The organism is Streptomyces lacaronensis (assembly GCF_047337785.1).
Classification (GTDB): Bacteria; Actinomycetota; Actinomycetes; order Streptomycetales; family Streptomycetaceae; genus Streptomyces; species Streptomyces lycopersici.
In genome coordinates, this window is the sequence record NZ_JBLHDK010000001.1 from 25722 (window position 1) to 42919 (window position 17198).

Below are 17198 nucleotides of genomic sequence, written 5' to 3' on the forward strand. Positions count from 1 at the left end.
GCCAGTGCGCACGTCCATGACGACGCGCGTGTCCTGCTCTGAGGAAGCTGCGCTGCGGCTGGCGGCCGTCAGTGGGGACCGCCGTTTTCGTAGGCGTCGATCAGGTCGCCGATGGCGTCCGGGTTCGGTGCCTCGCCGACCCAGGCGCCGTGTTCGGTGAAGACGGGCACGGTCGCGGTGTCGGCGTCGAACACGCACCGATAGGGGCCGTACCGGTCGAGGACCATGCCGTGCAGCACCCCCATCGGCGCGGCGGCCAGAACCTCCAGGGCATCGACGCTGAGATGGACGGGTGCGGCGGCGTCGTCGGGCTGGGTGAGGAATCCCGTGACGCGCAGCAGGTCGCCGGGCTGGACCTCGGTGAGCAGTACCTGCGCGATGCGGGGCTCACCGGTGGCGCAGGCCCAGACGACGTCGTCCACGGCAGTGTCGGTGGGGGAGACGATCAGCTGAAACCGGGCGGTGCCCGGGCTGTCGCCAGGCGTGGGGACGGTGTCGAGGTAGCCGTCGACAGCAAGGTGCGTGGCGTCCATCAGCTCGCCTCGGCCAGGTTGGCGGCAGAGCGGGCGGCGTCGTAGGCGTCCAGGACCGTCTTGGCCGGGGTGCCCCGGTCGGCGACCTGGTAGCCGTTGACCCGCGCCCACGTCCGGATCGCGGCCAGCTCCTCCTTGCTGCGCCTGCCGGTAGGGCCCGAGGCCGAGGCGGGGGTGGGGGACAGAGGTGTGGTGGCGCGGCCGCTGGTCTTCACCTCGCGCAGCTTCGCCTGTGCGGCTTCCAGTTCGGCCTTGGCCTTGGCGACCCGTTCTTCCGCGTCCCGCTGTGCGGCGTCAGTGGCGTGGCGCTCGGTCAGCTCGGTGAGGTCGCTGCGGACGCGGGCGGCGCGGTTGCGGATGCTGGCGGCCGTGTGGTTCTCCGCCCAGGTGAGCAGAGCCTCGATGCCGTCGGTGACCACCGTGTCGTTGGGCGCCGGGACAGCTTCCTCCGGCGTGGTGCAACCGTCGCTCGTGTCCGGGGTAGCGGGCAGGCCGGTGTGCTGCACGGCTTCGGCGAGTTCGCTCTCCGACAGTCCGAGCGTGCTGCGGACGTGCTCGGCGGTGTCGCCGTTGTTCAGCATGGAGGCGGCTACGGCGGTGAATGCCTTGTCGGGCATGGGGTCTCCGGTCGTCGGGGTGTCGGTGGCGGGGAGGTGGGGCAGCAGGCGCACGAGGTCGTCCTCGCCGTGGGGCAGTCCGAGTGCGCCCAGCAGCTCGGCGAGGTCGTCCTTGTCGCGGGCGCGGCGGGCGATCGCCGCGGAAGCGGCGGCGGCCTGGCCGGTGCTGTTGGGGGTGAGTTGGAGGGCCTCGGCTTCGAGGGCCTCTTTCATATCGGTGAACATGGCCGGCTCCCCCTGTGCGGCGCTGGTGCAGGGTTGCGCTGGGCGAGGGCCAGGAGCTCGCGGTTGCGCTTTTGCTGGTCGGGGGTGAGGGGCTGGGGTTTGGCCGTTCCGCGGCGGCGCCAGTTCGGGTGGGCAGGGGGTTCGGGGTAGGCGAGGGCGTGGTCGGGGTCGTGCTGCGGGGTCCTGCTCATGAGGGGCCTCCAGTTGGAGGGTTCAGACGTGGTCGTCGGCGCGCTGGCGTTTGGGCTGGATGTCCGAGGCGAACCGCCCCTGGCGTCGGGCGTCGGTGGGGTTCGCGGCGATCCATGCCTCAGCGCACGCCTTGTGCGCGGGTTCGCCGTAGTGGGAGCGCATGGGCGTGGGCTTGTCGCACAGCGCGCAGGGGCGGTCCTGCCAGCGGTCGAAGTGCTGGCTGTCGCGCCACTCGAGGAGGCCGCCGGGAGCCGGGATCAGGCCCGGCTCGAACAGCGGCTTCTTGTTCTTGCGTCGCGTGCTCACGGCCGGAAGGCGGGCAGCTGCTGGAACACCTGAGCCAGCAGGTCCGGCGACGGCTTCCAGGGACCGAGCTGTCCGCCGGCGGGGACGGGCAGGGCGAGCTCCTGGATGTCGGCGAGCTCCAGGTGCCACACACCGGGCTCCGCCCACTCGGTGCAGGGCTCTTCCCCGGCGGGGTCCTGGTGGCAGTCGGTGGTGCGGGCGATCCCGATCACGGCGCCGGTCGGGAGCTCGCGGCCGTGGATCGTGCGGGCGACCAGCGGGATGCGCAGCGCGGGCCGGTCGATCCGCTGGCCTGCGTGCAGCAGCACCCAGCCCGGACTCCAGCCCGGCCTTCGCTTCCCGGAGCGGTTCTCGATCGTCTTGGCGCCGGTGAGGATGCAGGTGGCCCACGGCTGCTTGATGCTGATGCCGCGGATCCAGTCGCCCTCAGGCAGCACGGGCTTGGCGGCGCTCATGCGGCACGCCCCCACAGGTGCGTGCCCGGGCGGCCCGCGCACCGGCCGTTGACGGACGGCACCGTCGCGTGCTTCTTGGTGGCGAAGTGCGCACGGCCGGAGTGCTTGCCCTCGTAGAGGGCCGCGTCGGCGGCCCGCTGCAACAGGGACAGGTCGCGGGTGCCGATCGCGTCCGGAGCCGCGACGCCGACCGAGGCGGCGACGTCGATGACCTGACCGTCCTCGAGGGTGACCGGGGTGTGCAGCATCCGCACCAGCTGCGCGAGGCGTGCATCGCGGCGGCCGCGGGGGAGGGGCAGCACGACGGCGAACTCGTCACCGCCCAGCCTGCCGACAGACGCGCCGCGTCCGGCCCAGGCCGTGAGCCGGTCGGCGGTCGCACTCAGCACCGCGTCCCCGGCCGGGTGGCCAAGCGAGTCGTTGACGTCCTTGAAGTGGTTTTCCTGGACTACGGCGACGTGCAGTTGAGACGTTCGCCCCGTAATAACCGGTCGTTGGAGTGGGCGTGATCCTGGTAGGACACGGCCATGGATGCTGAAGCGCTGACACCGATAGACCGCTTGCTGGCAGAGCGAGCGATTGAACGCCTGATCCTCGAGTTCATCCACAGACTCGACCTGGGGCAACCGAGCTCGGTCGCGGAGCTCTTCATCCCTGATGGAGTCTGGGAGTGGTCCTATGACGGCCGTCGTGTGGAAGGTCGTGATGCTCTGCGCGACTACTTCGGGTCCCGGCCCGCGGACCGTCTGTCGCGCCGTATGTGCACCAACATCCTTGTGACGGTGGATTCGGCCTTCTCCGCCACTGCCACCACGTACTTCGCAACCTATCGGGTCGACGGTTATACCGAGGGCACGCTCATCCCACCTCGGCTGCCGGCGAATGTGGGGCACTACGAGGACACGTTCCGCAAGGTGGACGGAATCTGGCTGCTGGCCAAGAGGAGTCTGATTCTGCCCTTCGGCGGGGCAACAGAACGGATTGGTCCGCCCGGAGACGCTGGCACCAGCGAGCCCCGAGCCTGATCGGTCGAGCCCGTTGGTGAGGCTGGTAGCCCTGCTCCGGGCTAAGAGTTCGCGTATTCGACGTGCCATGCTGGAGCCCTCCATGAAGGTGGAGGCGAGGTGCGGCATGCTTGGTAGGTGGGCCGCACCTCGCGCGTTCTCAGGGTTGTCTGATCTGGGGAATCCCCAGGTCTGTGATGTGGGTCTTGCTCCGGGTCTGGGTTTGATCCATTGCGGTCAGCTTCTTGCTGGCGGCTTGGAGACTGACCTGGAGCCCTTCTGCTTCACCGAGCCAGCCATTGAGCTTGGCCTCTTTGATGCGGTCGGTGAGGCTGTGGATGATCTCGATGAGGCGCTTGCGCTGGCCAGGGTCCATGCGAATGTTGTCGGTGATCAGTGCGGCAGCCTCGTGCAGCGGGCACGAGGCGTCGCCGTCGCGGTCCCCCGGGGCGCCGGGGATCCGGCCGGGTTGGCCCGGTCCGCCGCGCCGCCCCGGCCCATGCGCAGGGACGGGACGGCGCGGAAGGCTGTCAGACCGTCTGGAGCGCGCCATCGCAGGTGTCGGCGTTCTCGTGGCTGGCCTGGGTTTCCAGAAGCTCGCGCAGCTGCCGCATCGCGGTCACTTCGACCGGGGTGTCATCCGCCGAGTTCACGAAGGTGTACTCGGCGCGGGGGTAGTGGCCGCTGTCCTTGGTGTCGCGCCAGTAGTGCAGATGCGCCCCGGGGGCGAGGTAGAAGCTGGCGGTGCCGTCGGGGTAGCCCTGCCACCGGTCGCGTTCGGTGAGCAGGACGCCGCCGCGGTCGATCAGGCAGGCGTCGATGGCCGCTTGGCTCGCGGCGTCCGCGCACGCGGCCTCCGCGACCCGGTCGATGCCGTCCCGTACCGACATCGGCGGGGTCCTGTCACCGGCGTCGGGGGTGGCGCCGCTGCTGGTATGCGAGGTGGTGAGGTTGGTGCTGTGGGGGTTCGTCAGTCGCCGCAGCGGCCGCATGACGGGCTCGACCAGCTCGTCGGCGGCGAGCGCCATGGCGATGCCGCCGATTCCGGCGACGACGGCCTGCCATCCGTCCCAGGTGTCGGGTGCGGCGTCGTATCCGATCCAGCCGCCGATGCCCGCGGCGGCGAGCGTCGTGACCGTGCTGATGCTCTCGACAGCGGCACTGCCCAGCTCGCGGGCGATCTGCCGTACGGTCTTGGCCATGAATGCTCCTTTTCCGAGGTGATCGGGTTCCGAGGTGATCGGGGAAGGGGTGGACCGTCCCGGGGCGGCCAGGTTTGGCGACCAGGTGGCCGCCCCCGGGACGGGGTCAACGGCCGGTGATCTCCGGCTCGGCGGTGGTGGTGCGGGCGGCGGTGGCCAGGAGCACGGCCAGCTCGTGGCTGTGGTCGACGGTCCGCTCCAGGGCCTCGATCAGCTCGGGGCTGAGGCCGTTCGCGCGGGCCCCGGCGAGGTGTCCCTCGAGGAACAGGGCCTCGGCGAAGATGCGGCCGCGGGCATCGAGCAGGACGGGCTGGACAGCCAGTGCGCTGGTGTTGCGGACGGTGGCCTGCTGCGCGTGCCACGCCTGCGGGCTGTATGCGGCAGCGGTCTGCTGTCCGAGGCGCTCGTCGACCGCGGTGGTGCTGCCGTAGGCGATACGGCGGCCGAACAGGCTCACGACACGCTCGTACAGGCCGCGCCGGGTGATGGTGGTCATGCTCGTGCATCTCCTTCGGAGGGGCGCCGGGCCGGGCGGCCGGGCGGAAAGCGCCGGCCCCGCACACCTCCCGCCAAGGGCGAAAGAGTGCGGGGCCGACAGAGACCGACCGGACTACGGGGCGCGTTCTCCCTGCGGGTCGAGAGCACGGGTGGCGTAGTAGGCCCGGAGCCCAGCGTTGTCGGTGATGAGCGCGGCCACTTCATGCAGCGGACACGACGCATCACCGTCGCGGTCGGGCTCGATCCGTTCCGCGGTCCGGGCTGCGGCGGTGAGCAGCTGCGCAAGGGTGCCGAAGAGGCAGTCCTGCGGGTCAGCTTCGCGGTGGAGCTCACGCAGAATCTCCGCGAGCTCCTGGGCGTCGATGTCGCCGGCGAGTTCGTCCTCGATCTGCTGGAGGGCGAGCTTCACGATCCCGGCCGAAGCTCGGACGCGATTCAACCGGGTGCGGGCGGCGGGGGTCACCGGCGGCTGCCCTTGCGCAGGGTGATCCAGGTGGTGACCAGGGCGGCGGCGACGCCGATCGCGCGGTGGGCTGCCTGGTCCAGCTCCATGAGCGCCGTGCCGGGCCCGGAGACGTCCTGGACGGGCTCGGGGTACGCGGTGCCCTCGCCTCCGGCCTTGCGGACGACGGTGGCGTGCTTGATGTAGCCGGTCTTGCCCGTTTTCTCCGCGAGCCAGAGCAGCGGGTCGCGGCGGTCGATGATGCCGTGGGTGATCGCGTTGATCGCGGCGCCGGTGAGGAGTGCGGCCGCGGGGACGCGGTAGCCCAGGGTGCGGGTGACGGCGAGGGTGGAAGCGAGCTGTACGGCGCTGTAGCTGGCGACGTGTCGGCTCACCGAGCGGCGGCCGTAGGCGCTGGCGGTGCAGGTGCGGCCCTCCTTGCCGTGCCGCCACGGGTTCTCCTTCACCGGGGAGCCGTCGTTCTTGTAGACAAGGTGGGAGCCGTGCATCGCCTTGGTCGACGCGTCGTGCGCCCGCTGTACGAACTGGTCACCCAGGGGATGGACCCCGTCGAAGACGGCGGTCAGGGCAGCGACCAGGGCGAGGCCCTCGATGGCGCGGATGCGATCGGTCATGCTGGAGGTACTCCTCATCTCGGATTCGGGGTGCAGGGTGTTCGGGGCGACCGGCCTCTTGCCGATGCTGCGGGCGCCCCGTGATGACACCGTCCCCGGCCGGAGTCCGGCCGGGGACGGTGGTGTTCAGAACAGCGGCTCGTCCCAGGCCGGGACGGGCAGGAGCCGGACGCGCAACTCGCGCCGGTCGGCCCAGCACCCGCGCGCCTCCATCTCCGGGAAGGCGCCGCCGGTCCACCAGCCGCCCTCGCCGCGGCAGTGCGGGCAGTTGGGCCGGGGCCGAGCGGTGATCTCGATGCGGTGCCGGTCGGCGTAGAGCTTGAGGTGGCTGGGCTTGAGTGCGGCGGTCACCGCGGCGGCCGGGACGACGGCGAGCAGCAGAGCAACGCGGCGGGCGGTCACGTCAGCGGGATGGCGCGGCAGGCGGCGGCGTGGCTGTTGGCGTCCGGCCGGATGCGGAACAGGTAGTCCTGCTCCGGCCGGCCGGAGGAGTCGCCGCAGCCGTGGCAGTTCCAGCGGTTCTTGTCGGAGTGCTGACCGGGGCCGGTGACGTCCACGTACGAGCCACCGATCGTGATGAACCGGATCAGCAGATCCTTGGGGCGGTCCGGCTCGGTGAAGGCGGCGAGGGTGGCGGTGCTCATGGGTGGTCGTCCTCTCGGATCAGGCGGCCAGACGGTGCGTGGCCGGGGAGGTCATGTAGGTGTCGAGGCTGGGCTCGTAGCCCTTGTCGCAGGGGTCGCAACAGCCCTGGGTGCGCAGCGGGAGGCAGAAGTAGTACCGGCGCTTGCACCGGGGACAGGTGGACCTCGCGGCCATCGCCCGGTCCAGCGCCCATTCCTGCGCGAGCGTCGGCACCCGTTTGGGCCGGGCAAGCTCCACGCTGTAGAGCCAGGCCCGAGTGGGATGGATGCACGCCTGGTCGGGCCGGTAGGAGCACGCCTTGCAGCGCAACACCGCCACCGGACCGTGCCCGCCCGGGCTCAGCCCCTTCTCCCGTAACTGCCGCCGGGTGACCATGCCTTCGGGACAAGCGCGCCGGTCGAACTCCGGCAGCCTCGCCTCGCTGCGCGGCACCTTTGTGACCTCGCGGCGGCGCTTCTTCCGGGGGCGGGACATCACTGCCTCCAGGCGCCGGGCAGCTGGGCGGGACGGTGCAGGTAGCGGGGGCCGGGGCGGAGAGGGCGGGGTTGGCCGATCCGGCGGCGCGGTCGGGGGATGAGCACGGGCTGTTCCTCCAGACATCGGCAGGGCACGGTGGTGCATGGCGGCCAATCGGCCTGTCCGGCCCTCGCACACCCGTAGATGCCGGGCGGCGAAGACCAGGCGGAGCGATCGGAGCATCAGCGCTGCTGGAACGGCAGCGGCATGGGCAGTGCGTGGCAGGTGCGGGCGTGCTCGGTGGCGTCATCGCGGATCAGATCGAAGTCCTGGGCGCGGATGCCGCTGGTGGCGCGGCATCCGGTGCAGCGCCACCAGGCGGGGCCCGGGGCGTGGAGTTGAGGCTCCGGCCACGGGTCTGCGCCAGTGATCTCGACTTCGGCCCTGCGGGAGCATTCGAGGCGGATCCACACGTGCTCCGGCCCGCCGCAGGAGGGAGCGTCCAGGCGCAGCAGGATCTGACCGGTGGAGGCGCGGCGAATCGCGTGGTCGCTCTGGGCGGTGCCCAGCAGGGTGAGGAGCCGGGCGCGGGAACCGAACTTCTCTGCCTCGGGCAAGCAGTTCAGGGTGGCCCACAGTTCGGGCTCGGAGATCAGGTCTTGTCCGAGGCCGCGGATGTGGTCCAGGAGTTCCAGCAGCGCGCTGTAGGCGTCGTCGCGGTCCAGGGTGCCGAGCCGGCCGACGCGTCGGCCGGTGAACAGGGTGTCGAGGTCGGTGGTGGTGGTCACGCGGGGCTACTCCTTGTCGCTGACGGGAAGAGGTGGGCAGTAAGCGGCGCGCCCCACCGGCGTCGACCGGCGGGGCGGGGTGGTGCGTGGTGGCCGGTCGGCCTGTCCAGCCCTCGCCGGCCCCGGGAAGCACGGGGTGGGCGGGGGCCGCCCGGGTCACCGGGACCGGCCGCCCGGGGTGCGGGGCGGCGGTGCCGGTGACCAGGCGGAGCGACCGGATCAGCGGTTGAACTGGCGGACGTTGTCCGGGGTGCCGCCGTCGGGCTGAGCCGGGATGTGGATCTGCGGCTGGACCGTGATCTGCGGGGCGCCGGTATGCACGGAGGAGAAGACCCGCGGGCGCAGGTTCAGCCCGCGCAGGGCGAAGGCCGAGGCGATCGTCCAGCCGAGGACGGCGATGGCGGTGGCGACAGTGCGCGAGGTGTCCGGGGTGGTCGTCCAGACCATCGCAATACCCGCACACCCCCATGCCGCCCACGTCAGCCGCACGCCGTTGCTGCGGGTGATGAACCCGGCGATCAGGGAGAAGAGACCGACCACCTGCCACAGGGTGTAGACGGTGGATGCGCTGATCGGCAGGCCGGCTGAGTGGGCGGCGATGTAGGAGCGGACCGGGTTGTCGATCGTGGCCCACACGCCGGTGGAGGTGTTGTCGCCGACCTGGACGTTCGGCACGGCGGTGAGGATGCGGTGCGCGGCGTCCAGCAGGACGTCGACGGCACCGTCGAAGAGCAGGACGACGAACGAGAAGACGGCGATGGAGGCGACGGCCTTGATCCAGTTGGCCATGCCGTGCCATCCGGCGTCGGGTGCGCGCCGCACGTCCTCCCACATCTCGTGGAAGACGCCGCTCTCGTCCCACGCCTCGTTCCACCAGGCGCGGGCTTCGGCGAGCCGGGGCTTCTTCTTCGTCTGCGTCGTCGGGCGATCGTTTTCGGCGGCCGGGGTGGGGTTGTTGGGTGCCAAGGTGATGCTGCTCCTTGTCGAGGCGGGGTGGGTGGGGCGGGCCGGGCGGCCTGTCCCGTCCCCGTCGCCCGGGTGGGCGGGGCGGGGGCGAGGCAGGCAGCCCGGCTCATCCGTGGAACTTGTTGCGCCGGAAGACCGCCTTGCGGATGTTGACCGTGGTGCCGCCCCCGCCGCTGCCGCGTGAGGCTCCGCGTACGGCGAGTGCGAGGAAGACCAGTACGAACAGGCCCGCCATGCTCATCACGGCCTGGCCGGTCGCGGTGAGGATGGCGGGGAGCAGGGCGAGGGTGGGGGCCGCGGCTCCGACGCCGACTCCGGCGAGCGCGATGCCGCCTCCGGTGGACAGGGCGATGGCGCTGTACTTCCACACGAAGGCCGGCACTGCTCGCTGCGGCGCGGCCGGGGCGGCGGGCGGGAGCGCGGGCGCTGGGGCCGGAGCCACGGCCTGGGGGTAGGCAGGGACCGGGGCGAGGGCGGCCTGCTGGTACTGCGCGCGGAGGTAGTTGAGGGCTTCCTCCCTGCGCACCAGGTCGTAGACCCGGGCCATGTACGCCTCGTCGGTGTAGAGGCCGGCGGCAGCGTGGGCGGGGGCGGGGGCGGGCGGAACCGGCAGGCCGGTGGTCTGCGTGCCGGGGCGGGCCTCGGGGAACAGCGCCCAGATCTCCTCCAGGCCGTCGTACGGGAGGCCGACGGTCGGTATGCCGGGGGCCTGCGGGGCGGGCGCTGTCTGCTGGTGTTCGGTGAGGGTGAGGTCACGGGGTTCCACGGGTGCTCCTTGGCGGGGGAGAAGGTGGTGGGGAACACGAAGGACCCGCCCGGCCGGGATGGCTGGGCGGGTCCTTGGGGCCCGGGGTGGGCCGTGAGACGGGGCGGTGGGGTCAGCCGAGGCTGTAGAAGGCGAGGAACGCAGCGAGGAGAACGCAGCCGAGCTTCGCCCACCACGGGCCGACCTCCCAGGCTCCCCAGAGCAGGGCGAGGGAGGCGGCGCGCAGGCCCCAGCGAGCGAAGAACCCCAGCGGCTGATGCTGCTGGAGTTCCTGGATCCGGGCGGTGCGCCGGTCCATCTCCGTCTGGAGGTGCGCGCGGGTGACGGTGTCGGACTCGGCAGTGTTCTTGAACGTCTCGCTGTAGGAGTGTCGTTCGGCCTCCAGGCGCTCGATCTCCTCATCCGCTGTCTCGAAGGACATGGTCACTCCTTGGTGTGCGAAGCGGCGGCAGCCGCAAGGCCCATCGCGCCCAAGTCGCGGGCGGTGTAGCCGAGTTCGTCGGCCAGCCTCATCATGGTCGCCTCCAGGTCCTGCGTCGAGACCAGGATTTCGCGTGCCGTGGAGCCGTCGGACGGGCCGACGATGCCCAGCTGGTGGAGGAAGTCCATCAGCTTCTCGGTGAGGGCGAAGCCGATGCGCAGCTTGCGCTGGAGCATCGACGTCGACCCGAACTGGGCGGATACGAGCAGTTCAACGGCCTGGAGGACCAGAGCGCCATCGATGCCCTCGGGCAGGGCCGCCGCCTCCGGCCCGGCCGGGGTGGCCGGGGCGGTGCTGGGCTGCTGGACGACGGCCTCGCGGGCGACGTAGCGGGTGTACTGCCGCGTATCGTCCTTGATGGCCTTGCCGTCCTTGGCCCAGGTCTGCAGCCAGCCGCCGACCGTGCGCTGTGCCGGTGCGACGTCCTCGCCCAGGAGCTGCTTGAGCATCTCGTGCAGCGCCTTGGGCGAGTAGCCGTCTTCACCGGCGGCGACCAGGAGCTCCCAGCCCTTCTCGCGCGGGTCGACCGGGCGGGCGGGGCGGGGGAGCGGTGCAGCCTGCGGGGCAGCGGCCGACGCCGGGGCGGGGCCTGCGGGGACGGCGACCGGTGCGGCGGTCGGGTCCAGGCTGGCGGTGACGGCGGCGAACAGCTCCGCCGCGCCGCCGAAGCCCTCGAAGCCCTGCGGCACCGAGGCGGCCGGGGCCGCCTCGGTGGTGCCGGCCGCCGCGGCGGGGGCCGGGTCGGCGGCGAGCAGGGTGGAGGCGTCGATGATCTCCCCGGCGTTGTCGATGGCGTACTGCGCGGACTCGGTGAGCTTCTGGCCCTTGTAGAGGTCCGGCAAGGTGCGCGCCCACCGCTGCGGGTAGTGCGCGCCACTGTCGACGGACGCGGACAGCTCATCGAGCTTGGGCCGCCGCCCGGCGGTCGCCGCGCAGATCTTGTCCATCAGCTCGTCGACCAGGCGCCACACCTTCATCGCGGTGGGCTTCTTCGGTCCCAGCCGGGTGTGCATCGTCCAGCCGGAACCCGCGACGGGCGCGTCCTTCGGGTCGATCTTGATGTAGCCGGGGAAAAGGTAAGCCAGCTCCTCCGGGTCGCTCACGGTCATGCCGACACGCCACTTCGACATCAGCTTCATCATCGCGGTGATGGCGTCCTGCGTGGCGCGCAGGGCCGCGACCAGCGCCCGCACACGCATCGCGCGGCCCTCCTCTTCGACCTTGTCGACCATTTCCTTGATGTCGAAGGGCAGGGAGGCGGTCTCGTCACAGATGATGACGATGCCGGGAATCTCCTGGCTGATCGGGAGCTTGTTGTCGGTCTTCTGCTCACGCATCAGCTGCTGGTAGCCGGCCTTGCGGGCAGCAATGATCTCCCCGGCCATCTTGAGCATGAGGCGGGCTTCGTCCTCGGTATGCGCGATCCAGTCGACAATCGGCGCGGAGGCAAGGCCCTCGGTGGCCCACGGGGTGATCCACGGGAGAGCAACGCCGCCGCCTGTGATGTCGATGGCCCAGATCAGCGCGTCGGGCATCCGGGCGAGCTGAGCGGTGACCACGCGCAGCGAGTTCGTCTTGCCCGCGTCCGTCTCGCCGATCAGGATCCCGCAGTCGTTGCAGAGGCTGCCGAGCGCCGGCTCGCCGTTGCGGTGCACACCGAAGGGGAACCGCTCGGTGAGGCTGATCTCGGAGTAGTCCTCCGGGTAGGGGATGTCCTCGCTGATGACGTCCTTGAGGGTGACCTCGATCAGGATCGTGCCGCGGTTGGCGCCGGGGAAGATCTCCACACCACAGCCGTCGGCCAGACGCAGGTCGCTGGCGAACTTCGGGCCGTAGCCGTTGAGGTCGTCGATGGTGGTCCCGCCGTCGGGCAGGTCCATCTCCACGGTGTAGCCGACCTTCCCGGGCCAGTGCTGCACGTCCTTGCCCTGGCACTTCTCGATCCGGGCGACGCGCGCCATGCGGTCTTCCCAGTCGCGCAGGATGCCGACCGACTCGCGGCGCAGCTTCAGCAGCCGCTTGCGCTGGGAGCGGGTGGACTCCGTACGGGTCGCCGACGCGTTCGCGGCGAGGCCGACGGCGGCCAGGCCCAGGCCGGTTGCCCAGCCGGTGGAGGTCAGGGGCGCGGTCGCCAGCGCCCAGGACGCCCATCCGGCGGCGGTGAGCCAGGACAGGGCGCGGGTGGTGAGGGTGCCGGCGGTGGTGCCCTCGCGCAGGTCGTGGACCGTCCCGGCGGCGGCCGCGCCGGTGAGGGTGACGGCGGCGGCCTGCCAGGGCAGTCCGGTGATCGGGGCGAGCATCACCATCGAGGCGGCGGTCTCGCTGGCGTATCCGAGGAAGGTGGTGTGGCCGCTGGGCAGCGACCAGTCCCAGTGACGCATCGGCATGGGAAGAGTTCTCCATCCTGGTCAGGAAGGCGGGGGCGGGGGCAGCAAGGCGATAGGCAGGCAGCAAGGGAGCCGGTGGCCGGACCCGGGGTTCGGGGTCCGGCCACCGGCTCCTGGTGGTGCGGTCGTGCTGGGGGGTGTGGGTCAGCGGGGGGTGTTCCACATGGACTCGGCAGCCGGGCCCTTGCGGGGGTTGATGTTGTGGCTGATTTCCCGGCTGTGGTCCTCGAGGAACAGCTTCGCGGCCATGTCGGCGTCGTCGCCGGCCGCGCGGATCATCGACTCGAGCATGCCGAGCTCGTCGGTGACGCGGTCGTCGACCGGGTACAGGTCGCGGGTGCGCTGGTGCAGGGTATGGATGCAGTCGGCCAGGGCGGTGATCCCGTAGGCGGTGCCCTGGAACTCGCTGCCGACCTGCATCATGTGGACCGGCTCGAAGGTGCGGTAGAGCACGGCCATCAGGACGCACCCGGACTCGATCCGGCCCGGCATGAACATCGCACCCTCGGGGGCGTCGGCCCCGGTCGGGGTGACGTTCCACATCCACTCGTTCGTCCTCGGGGCGACGATCCGCTCAATGTCGAACGCGTGGGCACCACGAAAGAGGGCGACCATGTTGTCCGCGCGAGAGGCAGCGGCGATCAGCCGCTGGTACGCCTCGCTCAGCTTGGCGATGGCCCGCTTGCTGCACGGGTATTTCTGGTCGGAGTTGACGGCCATCTGGTGTACGGCCATCGCCGCGGCGCGGATGCCGTTGGGCAGGCCGGCGTACTCGGCGGCGACCTCCATCATGCTGCGCGGGCTGTAGCCGGTGTAGGCGGAGTGCGCGGCGCGCATGGCCATGGCGAACTTGCTGTTGTTGCCGTCCAGCACCGTGGTGCCTGCGGTCAGGGAGGGTCCGGTCACGGGGTCGGTGTCCTTCCTCGGGTTGTTGACCTTGAGGGTGAGCTGGTCCGCCTGGGCTTCCTTGTCGTGGCGGGCCTGGGAGCGGCGGAAGAAGAACCGCCAAATCCGTCCGGCGATGCGGACGGGGAACGCGAACCCGCCCAGCGGGTCGCGGTGCCGGGTGAGCAGGCGCCAGGCGCCCCACAGGAGTCCGAGGGGCAGCGTGAGCAACCCTCCGAGTCCGGCGAGGAACCCGGCGCCGGCGCAGCGCGCCCAGTGCCCGAGCTTGCGGGCGGCGACGCGGCGCAGCCGGTAGAGGCGGCCCGATGCCGGTCCGCTGCTGCCGGAGCCGTTGGAACTTCCGTTCTTGCCCTTCTTCGAGCGGCGCAGCTTGCCCGCCCAGCCGCGCATCTTCCGCAGCGCGCGTCCGAAGCGGGTCGTGGCGGGCGTGGACGATCCGGTACCGGTGCCCTTGCCGCTGGTGCCAGAGCCGCCGGAAGAACCGGAGTTCCCGGAGCCGGAAGCCCCGGCGCCCGCGCCGTCGTTCTTGCGGCGCATCCTGTTGCCCCAGCCCTTGAGGGTCTGCCACGCCTTGCCGGAGCGGGACTGCTGGTGAGCGCCAGCCTTCCCGGGGCTGTTCCTGCCGCCGCCGGTGCCCTTGGGCATGTTGGCGCCGGGGCTGTTGGCACCGCCCAGGCCGCCCTTGTTCTTGCGGCGGCCGCCCTCGCCGAGGAGACCGCCCAGGCCGCGCCCGTTCTTCCCGTTCCCGCTTCCCCGGCCGCCGGGGCCGCGGCCGGAGCCGCCGCCTGCGGCGTGGCGGCCGCCGCCGGGTCGGCGTCCGGCACCGGTCCCGGTGGAGCCGGTGCCGTTCGTCCGGCCCCGGCCGCCGCCACCGGCAGCACCGCCGCCCCGGCCGCGACCACCGCCGCGTCCGAACAGGCCGCCCTTGCCCACGCCTCCCCCAGACCGGCCGAAGCCGCCACCAGAACGGTTGCCGGTGGTGACCTTGCGGACGTTGGAGACCTTCGAGCGCTTCTTGCGGCCGACCAGCGCGGCGGCGCCGACCGCTGCTCCGGCCGCGCCAGCGGCGATGAGTCCGGGCACTCCGGCGGCGCCGTACGCGACACCTGCGGCTATTCCGGTTGTGTTGCCACCGTGGATCAGAAGCGGCAGCGCCCGGGGGCGTCCGCGGCTGGTGTTCTTCGGCTCCGGGGCAAGGCCGGCGCCACTCGAGGGCTCGGTGACGACGGGGTAATCGGCAGTATCGGCGCCCTCACCACCGGTGCTGTCTGTGGTGATGTCGGGGGGCGCGGTCGCGGTGTCTGCCACGACGAATCTCCTCACAATGTGTAGCGGAGAGGCGAGGCGAGGCGGCGCGACGCGAGCACGAAGCCCCCCTTCACCCCCGGTTGAAGGGCTCAGCAGGGGGCTGGGAGGGGTGTTTCCCCTCGCCTCGCCTCGCCTCGCTTCGCCTCGCCGCTACTTTCCGTAAACGACAGGGCCGGGGGTACAAAAGGTGCTTTCCGGCCCGTTGGCAGGGCCGGTTGGTGCGGGGTGGAGCGGGTGACGCAGTGGCCTGGCGGCCGCGGCCGACCCCCGCAGCCGCCCTGTCCGGCGGCGCGCCGGAGGGGAGGTGCGAGGGGCAACCCTGGGGGCCAGGAGGGCTCTCAGATCAGATTCCGTTTTCAGGCTGCGGCCTGCTCCGGGGCCCCGTTGCCGCCGCCATTGAGCAGGGCGACGGCCCGGGTCTTACGGTCCTGCGCGGAGCCGGTGGAGATGCCCAGTTCCTCGGCGATGACGCGGACGGTGACCGCGCTCTCGCCCCGGGCCTGGATCATCGCGGCGACCCGGTGGGTGTCCCAGTCGACCTGAGACATGCGGGCCATCGCGGCGGCTTCAACCGCACGGGCCTCGTGTTCAGCGGCACGCGCCCGGTGCTCAGCGGCTTCCTCGACCGCGGCTTCCTCCCGGGCCTTCGAGGCGGCGATCTCCTCGTTGGCGATCTGCTCCTGACGGGCCGCGTTCACCGTCGCGGCGCGGTGTTCAGCCTCCTTCCGCTCGTGTTCAGCGGCCACTTCGAGGGCCCGCTTCTGTTCGGCCAGGGCCCGCGCGCGGCGCTGGTCCTGCTCCGCGATGCCGGCCTGCCGGGCGGCCTCATCGCGCTGGGCGCGGGCGGCGGCATCGGCCTGGATGCGGCGCTCGTGCTCGGTCGCCTCCGTGGCCATCTGCTGCTGCTCCAGACCCCAGCTGGCCTGCACCCTCTCGCGCTCGATGCGGGAGAGGGTGCGGCGCTTCTCGGTCTCGTCGGCGAGCTCCTGCGCTTCGGCCGCGGCCTGGTCCTCCGCGAGCTTGAGCGCGTGCTGACGCTTCGCCTCGCGCAGTTGAGCATCGGCTTCGGCCTGTTGAATCTCCGCCTGAGCCTCGCGTTCCGCTTCGGCCTTGGCGATCTTCAACCGGCCCTCGCCCCGGATCCTGTCGACCTCCGCCTGAATGCGAGCCTCTCCGAGTTGAACATCAGTCCTCACTCGCTGAATCTCGGCCTCGGCCCGCTGAACAGCCGCCCGCGCCCTCCGCTCGATGAGCTTGGTCTCCTCCTGGAGCGGCACCTCCAGAGCACTCTCCACATCGAAGCCGAACGGGGCGAGTTTGAACGGCAGCAGTTCGTCCGGCGTCGCCGCCTTGCGCCAGCTCTCCGGGGCGCTCTCGTACTTCTGACGCAGCCCTTCGCGGTAGATCCGCAGCTGCTGATGCTGGGCGGCGACCTCCTTGTAGGGGAGGTTGTACAGCCGCATCCGGCGGGCCAGGCGGGGTGTGGACAGCGGGGCGAGGATCCATCGGGCCAGCGGGACCGACCCGAGCGGAGTAGCACCGGCCAGCAGGTCGGCCATCCGGCCGATGTAGTGGCGGGCCGCCTCCACAGCCATGATGAACAGCACCGGAATCACGCCGTGCATGGACGCCGCGAGCGGGTCGGCCGACACCGGCCCCGGCGGGGCGGCGGCGTTGAAGGCGACCGTGGCGGCGGTCAGGCCGTGCGCGGCCCAGCGCAGCACCGGCAGCGGCATCCGTTTGCGCGTCATATAGAGGTCGAGCGCAAGGAGCACGAGGATGCCAGCATCGATGCCGATGGGGAACGCATAGGAGAAAGTGCCGAAGCCCTTGCCCTCCGCGAGGTGCCGCAGGGTGTCGTAGGAACCGGTGAAGCCGATCCCGGCAAGCACCAGGCCGCCAACACCGGCGATGACGGCGAGCAGCCGCATGGTGCGCGGGTTGTCCGGCTTCGGCGCCTGCTCCGGAACATCGTGCTGCTCCGGCTCCTGGTCCTCGCCGTGGTCGGGATGGTCAGCCAGGTCGGGGACACCCCAGGAGCGGGAGTCGTCGTCGCCGTCCGGACGGACCATGTCGGGCTTTCGGATGTCGACGGCGGTCATGTGCTGCTCTCCGGGTCGTCGGTCGGGAAGAACGGGTCCAGGGCCAGGCCGACACACAGCCGGACCACGCCGAACACGGCAAGGCCGACGGTCAGGTGCAGGCTTGTGGGCCACAGGCCGTTCGCGAACAGGTCGAACAAGGCCAAAATGGTGGCGACCAGTGCGGTGAGCGTGGCCAGCAGGGCCGACAGCGGGCTGCGCGCCACGTAGGTGTCGGCCGGGGTCTTGTCAAGGTCCGGGGTGGTGGCGGTGGTACTCACCGGGCACCCCCGCTGGTAGCGTTG

Annotated in this window: 22 protein-coding genes; 1 reads left to right on the forward strand and 21 read right to left on the reverse strand. The window is 71.4% G+C overall.

Features of this window, described 5'->3' with window-relative positions; all coding sequences use genetic code 11:
* Window positions 1-68: 68 nt before the first annotated feature.
* The 5 genes from ACMTAK_RS00160 to ACMTAK_RS00180 form a co-directional block, all read right to left on the reverse strand.
* Complete coding sequence (locus tag ACMTAK_RS00160; RefSeq protein WP_413804215.1) at window positions 69-533, reverse strand: hypothetical protein; 465 nt, start codon at window positions 531-533, stop codon at window positions 69-71.
* Window positions 533-1375, reverse strand: a complete 843-nt coding sequence (locus tag ACMTAK_RS00165) for an Lsr2 family DNA-binding protein (RefSeq protein WP_413804216.1) — start codon at window positions 1373-1375, stop codon at window positions 533-535. Before ACMTAK_RS00165 ends, ACMTAK_RS00160 begins: the two co-directional genes overlap by 1 nt.
* Window positions 1376-1588: 213 nt before the next feature.
* Window positions 1589-1873 carry a hypothetical protein gene (locus tag ACMTAK_RS00170; protein WP_413804217.1) on the reverse strand — a complete coding sequence of 95 codons (285 nt, stop codon included), beginning with the start codon at window positions 1871-1873 and terminating at the stop codon, window positions 1589-1591.
* The gene (locus ACMTAK_RS00175) at window positions 1870-2328 is read right to left on the reverse strand and encodes an ASCH domain-containing protein (protein ID WP_413804218.1); all 459 of its coding nucleotides are present in this window, start codon (window positions 2326-2328) and stop codon (window positions 1870-1872) included. The genes ACMTAK_RS00170 and ACMTAK_RS00175 overlap by 4 nt, the downstream gene beginning before the upstream one ends.
* A complete protein-coding gene (locus tag ACMTAK_RS00180; RefSeq protein WP_413804219.1) occupies window positions 2325-2936 on the reverse strand; it encodes a GGDEF domain-containing protein in 612 nt (203 codons plus the stop codon). Before ACMTAK_RS00180 ends, ACMTAK_RS00175 begins: the two co-directional genes overlap by 4 nt.
* Here ACMTAK_RS00180 and ACMTAK_RS00185 point away from each other — a divergent pair.
* Window positions 2856-3353, forward strand: a complete 498-nt coding sequence (locus ACMTAK_RS00185) for a nuclear transport factor 2 family protein (RefSeq protein ID WP_413804220.1) — start codon at window positions 2856-2858, stop codon at window positions 3351-3353. The two genes, ACMTAK_RS00180 and ACMTAK_RS00185, sit on opposite strands and share 81 nt — an antisense overlap.
* Window positions 3354-3492: 139 nt before the next feature.
* Here the strand turns inward: ACMTAK_RS00185 and ACMTAK_RS00190 are convergent, their stop codons facing one another.
* The 16 genes from ACMTAK_RS00190 to ACMTAK_RS00265 form a co-directional block, all read right to left on the reverse strand.
* Complete coding sequence (locus tag ACMTAK_RS00190) at window positions 3493-3708, reverse strand: hypothetical protein (RefSeq protein ID WP_413804221.1); 216 nt, start codon at window positions 3706-3708, stop codon at window positions 3493-3495.
* A gap of 154 nt (window positions 3709-3862) precedes the next feature.
* Window positions 3863-4534, reverse strand: coding sequence for a hypothetical protein (locus ACMTAK_RS00195; RefSeq protein WP_413804222.1), 672 nt, complete (start codon window positions 4532-4534; stop codon window positions 3863-3865).
* A gap of 106 nt (window positions 4535-4640) precedes the next feature.
* Window positions 4641-5030, reverse strand: a complete 390-nt coding sequence (locus ACMTAK_RS00200; RefSeq protein WP_413804223.1) for a hypothetical protein — start codon at window positions 5028-5030, stop codon at window positions 4641-4643.
* 114 nt (window positions 5031-5144) lie between these two features.
* Complete coding sequence (locus tag ACMTAK_RS00205; protein WP_413804224.1) at window positions 5145-5495, reverse strand: hypothetical protein; 351 nt, start codon at window positions 5493-5495, stop codon at window positions 5145-5147.
* Window positions 5492-6109, reverse strand: a complete 618-nt coding sequence (locus ACMTAK_RS00210; RefSeq protein WP_413804225.1) for a hypothetical protein — start codon at window positions 6107-6109, stop codon at window positions 5492-5494. The genes ACMTAK_RS00205 and ACMTAK_RS00210 overlap by 4 nt, the downstream gene beginning before the upstream one ends.
* A 126-nt stretch (window positions 6110-6235) precedes the next feature.
* A complete protein-coding gene (locus ACMTAK_RS00215; protein ID WP_413804226.1) occupies window positions 6236-6511 on the reverse strand; it encodes a hypothetical protein in 276 nt (91 codons plus the stop codon).
* A complete protein-coding gene (locus tag ACMTAK_RS00220; RefSeq protein WP_413804227.1) occupies window positions 6508-6753 on the reverse strand; it encodes a hypothetical protein in 246 nt (81 codons plus the stop codon). The genes ACMTAK_RS00215 and ACMTAK_RS00220 overlap by 4 nt, the downstream gene beginning before the upstream one ends.
* A gap of 19 nt (window positions 6754-6772) precedes the next feature.
* The gene (locus ACMTAK_RS00225) at window positions 6773-7228 is read right to left on the reverse strand and encodes an RRQRL motif-containing zinc-binding protein (RefSeq protein WP_413804228.1); all 456 of its coding nucleotides are present in this window, start codon (window positions 7226-7228) and stop codon (window positions 6773-6775) included.
* 224 nt (window positions 7229-7452) lie between these two features.
* Window positions 7453-7998: a hypothetical protein gene (locus tag ACMTAK_RS00230; RefSeq protein WP_413804229.1), complete on the reverse strand. Its 546-nt coding sequence runs from the start codon at window positions 7996-7998 to the stop codon at window positions 7453-7455.
* 219 nt (window positions 7999-8217) lie between these two features.
* Window positions 8218-8964: a hypothetical protein gene (locus ACMTAK_RS00235; RefSeq protein WP_413804230.1), complete on the reverse strand. Its 747-nt coding sequence runs from the start codon at window positions 8962-8964 to the stop codon at window positions 8218-8220.
* A 106-nt stretch (window positions 8965-9070) separates the two neighbouring features.
* Window positions 9071-9730 (reverse strand): hypothetical protein, encoded by a 660-nt coding sequence (locus ACMTAK_RS00240; protein WP_413804231.1) that lies wholly within the window; start codon window positions 9728-9730, stop codon window positions 9071-9073.
* A gap of 112 nt (window positions 9731-9842) precedes the next feature.
* On the reverse strand, window positions 9843-10151 hold the full coding sequence (locus tag ACMTAK_RS00245) for a hypothetical protein (protein ID WP_413804232.1): 309 nt from the start codon (window positions 10149-10151) through the stop codon (window positions 9843-9845).
* A gap of 2 nt (window positions 10152-10153) precedes the next feature.
* Window positions 10154-12598: a DNA translocase FtsK gene (locus tag ACMTAK_RS00250; protein WP_413804233.1), complete on the reverse strand. Its 2445-nt coding sequence runs from the start codon at window positions 12596-12598 to the stop codon at window positions 10154-10156.
* Window positions 12599-12742: 144 nt separating this feature from the next.
* Window positions 12743-14812 carry a hypothetical protein gene (locus ACMTAK_RS00255; protein WP_413804234.1) on the reverse strand — a complete coding sequence of 690 codons (2070 nt, stop codon included), beginning with the start codon at window positions 14810-14812 and terminating at the stop codon, window positions 12743-12745.
* A gap of 356 nt (window positions 14813-15168) precedes the next feature.
* Complete coding sequence (locus tag ACMTAK_RS00260) at window positions 15169-16914, reverse strand: DUF2637 domain-containing protein (RefSeq protein ID WP_413804235.1); 1746 nt, start codon at window positions 16912-16914, stop codon at window positions 15169-15171.
* Window positions 16911-17174, reverse strand: coding sequence for a hypothetical protein (locus tag ACMTAK_RS00265; protein ID WP_413804236.1), 264 nt, complete (start codon window positions 17172-17174; stop codon window positions 16911-16913). Before ACMTAK_RS00265 ends, ACMTAK_RS00260 begins: the two co-directional genes overlap by 4 nt.
* Between the last annotated feature and the right edge of the window lie 24 nt (window positions 17175-17198).

What these genes read in the sequence shown, in the direction of transcription:
- ACMTAK_RS00200 (WP_413804223.1), bottom strand. Translation starts at nt 5,030, where the DNA reads ATGACCACCATCACCCGGCGCGGCCTGTACGAGCGTGTCGTGAGCCTG.
- ACMTAK_RS00160 (WP_413804215.1), bottom strand. Translation starts at nt 533, where the DNA reads ATGGACGCCACGCACCTTGCTGTCGACGGCTACCTCGACACCGTCCCC.
- ACMTAK_RS00250 (WP_413804233.1), bottom strand. Translation starts at nt 12,598, where the DNA reads ATGCCGATGCGTCACTGGGACTGGTCGCTGCCCAGCGGCCACACCACC.
- ACMTAK_RS00220 (WP_413804227.1), bottom strand. Translation starts at nt 6,753, where the DNA reads ATGAGCACCGCCACCCTCGCCGCCTTCACCGAGCCGGACCGCCCCAAG.
- ACMTAK_RS00185 (WP_413804220.1), top strand. Translation starts at nt 2,856, where the DNA reads ATGGATGCTGAAGCGCTGACACCGATAGACCGCTTGCTGGCAGAGCGA.
- ACMTAK_RS00165 (WP_413804216.1), bottom strand. Translation starts at nt 1,375, where the DNA reads ATGTTCACCGATATGAAAGAGGCCCTCGAAGCCGAGGCCCTCCAACTC.
- ACMTAK_RS00190 (WP_413804221.1), bottom strand. Translation starts at nt 3,708, where the DNA reads ATGGACCCTGGCCAGCGCAAGCGCCTCATCGAGATCATCCACAGCCTC.
- ACMTAK_RS00245 (WP_413804232.1), bottom strand. Translation starts at nt 10,151, where the DNA reads ATGTCCTTCGAGACAGCGGATGAGGAGATCGAGCGCCTGGAGGCCGAA.
- ACMTAK_RS00225 (WP_413804228.1), bottom strand. Translation starts at nt 7,228, where the DNA reads ATGTCCCGCCCCCGGAAGAAGCGCCGCCGCGAGGTCACAAAGGTGCCG.
- ACMTAK_RS00195 (WP_413804222.1), bottom strand. Translation starts at nt 4,534, where the DNA reads ATGGCCAAGACCGTACGGCAGATCGCCCGCGAGCTGGGCAGTGCCGCT.
- ACMTAK_RS00210 (WP_413804225.1), bottom strand. Translation starts at nt 6,109, where the DNA reads ATGACCGATCGCATCCGCGCCATCGAGGGCCTCGCCCTGGTCGCTGCC.
- ACMTAK_RS00260 (WP_413804235.1), bottom strand. Translation starts at nt 16,914, where the DNA reads ATGACCGCCGTCGACATCCGAAAGCCCGACATGGTCCGTCCGGACGGC.
- ACMTAK_RS00175 (WP_413804218.1), bottom strand. Translation starts at nt 2,328, where the DNA reads ATGAGCGCCGCCAAGCCCGTGCTGCCTGAGGGCGACTGGATCCGCGGC.